The sequence below is a fragment of the Legionella sp. km772 genome (assembly GCF_003989735.1).
Classification (GTDB): domain Bacteria; phylum Pseudomonadota; class Gammaproteobacteria; order Legionellales; family Legionellaceae; genus Legionella.
This window is the reverse complement of record NZ_RZGQ01000217.1, coordinates 1-4,286: the sequence shown is the minus strand read 5'-3', so window position 1 is coordinate 4,286 and position 4,286 is coordinate 1. Positions and strand designations below refer to the sequence as shown.

Below are 4,286 nucleotides of genomic sequence, written 5' to 3'. Positions count from 1 at the left end.
AACTCATTTAAATCACTTTGCTATTAAGTACAAATTGATTCTTAGAGCGAACCAGATTGCTTGGCAGGAGCTTAAAAATATGGCAGCTTAAAATTGACCGTGCGTAACATGAGTAAATAATAAATCTCGCCGTTGATGCGAAGTTGTTGCTCATCTAAATGCCATTTATCGGATGGCCTTGGTTCTCGTTTCTTAATCACATCCTTAAAGTGAGGGCCAAATTTGATACACCATTGACGGACTGTCTCATAGCTTACTTCAATCCCTCGATACAGCAACCGCTCTGAAACATCTCGGTAACTGTCATTAAACCGGTGATAACTCCATACCGCAATGCTGATTATCTCTAAAGGATAACGATATCTCTTCGGCTTTTGCTCCAACATCTTTTCACCAGATAAATAAAGCGCAGTGTAACGCAAAAGTTAAGTTGACGATGCCAGGACATACTGCGGCAACAAATTTCTTGACTATAGGCTTGAATCTATATAGTATATAACCTATATTTGAAATAGGATGAAAGCATGTGGGCAATCGAAACGACAGATACTTTCGATGAATGGTTTAATGCCTTAGATGATACCAACAGAGCCGACATACTTGCGTCAATCTTTGTACTTCAGGAGAAAGGACCCATGCTGTCCAGGCCACATGCAGACACTGTTAATGGTTCATGCCACAACAATATGAAGGAGCTTAGGGTTCAAAGCAAAGGCGATCCGATTAGGGTGTTTTTCGCTTTCGATCCTACAAGGAGAGGAATTTTGCTTTGTGCTGGCAACAAGACAGGTAAAGAGAAACGATTTTATGATGTAATGATCCCGATTGCTGACCGTGAGTTTACGGCACATCTGGAACGACTTAAGAAGGAGTAACCATTATGGCTAGAACTCTTGAACAGCTTTTGGCAGAGGAAAAACCAGAAATTATTGCAGAAGCTCGGGAAAAAGCTGCGGACATGTTGCTTAATATTCATCTGGCTGAATTGCGCGAGCTTGTACAAAAAACTCAAGTAGAAGTTGCCCAAACTCTTGGAATTAAGCAGCCCACAGTGGCTGAGATGGAAAAGCGCGGGAGGGACTTGAAACTTTCATCTCTCAAACGCTATGTTGAAGCGACAGGAGGAAAACTGCGCCTTGATGTAGAACTTCCTAACGGGACACATTACGGGTTTTCTGTTTAATCTTTAAAAAGCTTGATATTCCGTAGCATGCTCCCATCACCAAGGTAATGCACCATGTTGGTGTTGGAAGTATGTTATGGGGTTTTACCGCATATCCAGCCCATACTGGCAATGGGGTTAGCATTAAATAATTTTTATTGTCTTTTATATTAGGTTAGGGGTGGAGAAGTCCAAATTTCAACATTTTTATCGCCATATTGATCCATTCTGAAAAAATTCATCCCAGTATTCTCCAATACTTTTTTTGATTTGAGATTTTCCGGATTAACGATTCCTATTATATTGCTAATAAAAAGTGAAGTATGCGCCCAATTGATTAAGCTTAAAGCCAATTCGACTGCATATCCCTGTTTCCAATATTTGGGAAGCAGTGCATAGGCAACTTCTATTTCAGGTTGGCTATCATCATAATTTTTGTAGATTAAGCCTGCTCTGCCCACAAATTCCAAACCGTCTTTTTTAAACACAGATCCCAAACTAAACCCATGTTTTTTTTGATGTCCTATTGCCTTTTCCAGCCCTTGCAATACTTCTTCTTCCGTTCGTATGCCATTGCCAATAAATCGCATAACCTCAGGATTCGATTGTAATTGATAAAGTTCGTTAAAATCTTGAGATGAAGGCGAATAAATTATTAAACGGGAAGTTGTCAGCATGATCTCTTTATCCATGACCAACCTTTTTTAGGAATGCTTTTAGGGATAGATATTTTCCGTATCCCAAGTGCGTTGTAATAATTTTTTGCATTTATAAATAATCTCTTATGCTGAATATCGGAGTCTGTATTTTGAATTAAAAACCCAGCAATCAATATAGCAAAACAAATTTAGGTTAAAACAATCAATCACAGCGCGCAATTGCCTGCGCTCGGCCAACCGTAAAAAACCACAAAAACCGAGATAAAAAAGCGGAAGGTTTTGTCGCAAAGATTTTTTAAGGCACAAGACGGAAAAACGCTGGGCGAGTTTATGCTGCGAGTCCATAAAACTGTTCAAAGATGGATTGATTTCCAGCCTGAAAATGCTGTCCATTTCTAAGCATATGGTGAAGCTCAATTCCAGCCAGCGTGGAATTAGCTGAATGGAATGCTTTGAATCCCTTCATGGGTTTTGTGATTTTCTTGATGAATCGATGATCCTGTTCCACGATGTTGTTGAGATATTTGATTTGCCTCACGATAATCTGAAGGAATATTCCGCTCATCATGAAAAGTAGCGACAGCTGGAGGTTAATGGTATCAATACCTGCTTTATTGGCACCACTTTTATCCATGGTTACCTTTTCTGGAAGGCCGTTCGAACCAATAGCCTTACTAAAAAATGCCCGTGCTGCTGGCTCATCGCGCTTTTCTGATAGCAGGAAATCAATAGTATTGCCTTCCTTATCGACTGCACGATACAGATACATCCATTGTCCCTTTACTCTTATATAGGTCTCATCCATCCTCCAGGAACTACCAACAGGACGCTTGTGCTGCTTGCAAAATATTTCTTCCAGCTTGGGAGCATACGCAATAACCCAGCGGTTAATGGTTGAGTGATCAACCTTAAGTCCGCGCTCCAACGCCAACTCTTCAACATCACGGTAACTCAATGAGTAGGCCAAATACCATCTGACTAACTTCAAAATAATGTCTTGTTTAAAAGGACGCCACTTGAAGTTCAGCATCGGTGACCTTTCTTTGAAAAAGTGAAAACTCTACCTCAGAAGACAACTTTTTGCGACAAAACCCAAGCATGCAAAACAATGCTTGAAAAGTTGATTATTTGGATATTACTTGACACAGGGTTACGAGTGTCTGAATTATGCTCATTAACTGCACAAGATATTTTGTGGCAACAAAAGTCCCTTCGTATATCAGGTAAAGGTGGTCCCTGATCCGACCCCATTTTAGTGGACAGCAATTTTTCTTAAACTATAGTTTAGTTTCTCAAATTCCTCCGGCGTATTGTAATTGATCGTAGAATGCCTCCTTCGCTTGTTGTAGTACATTTCAATGTATTCAAAGATACTTTGTTTTGCCTCTTCCCTGCTGAGGTAGAGAAGGCCATTAATGAGCTCTACTTTAATGGTATGGAAAAAGCTTTCTGCACAGGCATTATCCCAGCAGTTTCCTTTCCGACTCATGCTACCTATTAACTGATAGGCTTTAAGCAATGCCAGATATTTTCTTGATGCATATTGACTGCCTCTGTCGGAATGTACAAGGACACCTTTTGGGAAACCTCGCCGCCAGAGAGCCATCATTAATGCATTACAGACAAGATTACTGTCAATTCGATTCCCCATCGACCAGCCAATCACTGCACGAGAATATAAGTCGATGAATACACACAAATAAAGCCAACCCTCCTGCGTCCAAACATAGGTAATATCGCTTACCCATTTTTGATTTGGGGCTTCTGCCCTAAATTCACGATTCAGGAGATTCTCAAAAGTCGGTTTAGCATGAGCGGAATCAGTAGTCGCTTTGAATTTACGCTTTCCTTTAGCCCGAATTTTCATGAGATTCATCCTTCTGGCTACCCTGTTTTTTGTGCAATCAATCCCCATTCCATGCAAGTCTCTGGTCACTCGTATTGCACCAAGGCGAGCTTCGTGCTGGTTGAAAACAGTCAGAATAGACTCATCCAATGCGGCATTAGCCAGCTCACGCTTGCCAGGCTTATGCTTACACCAGGAATAGTAACCGCTCCGTGAGACTTTAAGACAGCCACACATCAGTGCAATGTTGAAGCGCTCTTTGTTTTCTTTGATAAACGCATACTTTACCGCGCTTCCTTCGCAAAGTATGCTGCCGCTTTTTTTAAGATTTCCTTCTCCTGAAGAGCTACAGCCAATTGTCGGCGAAGCTCCTTATTTTCGGTTTCCAATTCCTTATGCTTATTGACCATTGTCTTTATTTCTCCAGGTAACCGATGGCTGTGCATCCAACTGTAGAGTTGACAAGCTTTTATTCCAAGCTGCGTTGCAACAGATGGGACTGCGTATTTCACTGAATTCGATCACTCGTTTCACTTTAAACGATCACCTATTTCACTCGAAATCGATCAGTGATTTCACTGAAAATGATCACTGCACTCAATCTGCAGCGATGCGGAGA

The 4,286-nt window shown here is 41.0% G+C and carries 8 protein-coding genes; 3 read left to right on the top strand and 5 right to left on the bottom strand.

Annotated elements, in window-relative coordinates:
• Window positions 1-7: 7 nt before the first annotated feature.
• Window positions 8-154 (bottom strand): hypothetical protein, encoded by a 147-nt coding sequence (locus tag ELY15_RS16265; RefSeq protein ID WP_158617505.1) that lies wholly within the window; start codon window positions 152-154, stop codon window positions 8-10.
• Between the two features lie 370 nt (window positions 155-524).
• On the opposite strand from ELY15_RS16265, the gene ELY15_RS13995 reads away from it, so the two are divergent.
• Window positions 525-875 carry a type II toxin-antitoxin system RelE/ParE family toxin gene (locus ELY15_RS13995; protein ID WP_127101089.1) on the top strand — a complete coding sequence of 117 codons (351 nt, stop codon included), beginning with the start codon at window positions 525-527 and terminating at the stop codon, window positions 873-875.
• A gap of 5 nt (window positions 876-880) precedes the next feature.
• A complete protein-coding gene (locus ELY15_RS13990) occupies window positions 881-1,183 on the top strand; it encodes a helix-turn-helix domain-containing protein (RefSeq protein WP_058444979.1) in 303 nt (100 codons plus the stop codon).
• A gap of 149 nt (window positions 1,184-1,332) precedes the next feature.
• Here the strand turns inward: ELY15_RS13990 and ELY15_RS13985 are convergent, their stop codons facing one another.
• The gene (locus tag ELY15_RS13985; protein ID WP_233586798.1) at window positions 1,333-1,854 is read right to left on the bottom strand and encodes a GNAT family N-acetyltransferase; all 522 of its coding nucleotides are present in this window, start codon (window positions 1,852-1,854) and stop codon (window positions 1,333-1,335) included.
• Window positions 1,855-2,149: 295 nt separating this feature from the next.
• Window positions 2,150-2,851 (bottom strand): IS6 family transposase, encoded by a 702-nt coding sequence (locus ELY15_RS13980; RefSeq protein ID WP_127101087.1) that lies wholly within the window; start codon window positions 2,849-2,851, stop codon window positions 2,150-2,152.
• 21 nt (window positions 2,852-2,872) lie between these two features.
• Between ELY15_RS13980 and ELY15_RS13975 the strand changes: the two genes are divergently transcribed.
• Complete coding sequence (locus ELY15_RS13975) at window positions 2,873-3,061, top strand: site-specific integrase (RefSeq protein ID WP_255411117.1); 189 nt, start codon at window positions 2,873-2,875, stop codon at window positions 3,059-3,061.
• Window positions 3,062-3,073: 12 nt separating this feature from the next.
• On the opposite strand, the gene ELY15_RS13970 is transcribed toward ELY15_RS13975, so the two are convergent.
• Both ELY15_RS13970 and ELY15_RS16755 read right to left on the bottom strand, forming a co-directional pair.
• Window positions 3,074-4,024 carry an IS3 family transposase gene (locus ELY15_RS13970; RefSeq protein ID WP_127101085.1) on the bottom strand — a complete coding sequence of 317 codons (951 nt, stop codon included), beginning with the start codon at window positions 4,022-4,024 and terminating at the stop codon, window positions 3,074-3,076.
• Window positions 3,952-4,179, bottom strand: a complete 228-nt coding sequence (locus ELY15_RS16755; protein WP_127101083.1) for a transposase — start codon at window positions 4,177-4,179, stop codon at window positions 3,952-3,954. Before ELY15_RS16755 ends, ELY15_RS13970 begins: the two co-directional genes overlap by 73 nt.
• Window positions 4,180-4,286: the final 107 nt, after the last annotated feature.